The sequence below is a fragment of the Bradyrhizobium sp. Ses1 genome, assembly GCF_059512365.1.
On record NZ_JCAMOQ010000206.1, the window covers coordinates 1 to 554 of the forward strand.

Sequence of the window (554 nt, forward strand, 5' to 3'; positions counted from 1 at the left end):
TGGGTGCGCCGGCAGCGCGAGACCGGCAGCATCGCGCCCGGCAAGATGGGTGGGCACCGGCCGAAAGCGATTTCTGGCGAACACCGTGTCTGGGTGTTGGAGCGGATCAAGGCGGGCGATTTCACCTTGCGCGGGCTGGTTGCCGAGCTCGCCGAACGCGGGCTGAAGGTCGACTACCGCTCGGTGTGGGAGTTCGTCCATGCCGAGAAACTCAGCTTCAAAAAAAAGCGTGGTGGCTGGCGAACGCGATCGTCCCGACGTGGCAAGGCGGCGGGCCCAGTGGATCAAATATCAAGATCGCGTCGAGCCTGAGCGCCTGGTCTTCATCGACGAGACCTGGACCAGAACCGATATGGCGGCTTTGCGGGGATGGGCGCCGCGTGGCCAGAGGCTTCCCACCAAGGTTCCACACGGCCGCTGGAAGACCATGACCTTCCTGGCCGCCTTGCGCCATGACCGGATCGAGGCGCCATGGTTTATCGAGGGCCCGATCGACGGCGACAGCTTTCGCCTCTACGTGGAAAAGGTCCTCCTCCCGACACTTCGTCCCGGCG

At 64.4% G+C, this 554-nt stretch carries 1 pseudogene; it reads left to right on the top strand.

Annotation, left to right across the window (positions count from 1 at the left end):
• Window positions 1–554, top strand: a pseudogene (locus AC5ZG5_RS46390) (IS630 family transposase); the annotation flags it as partial.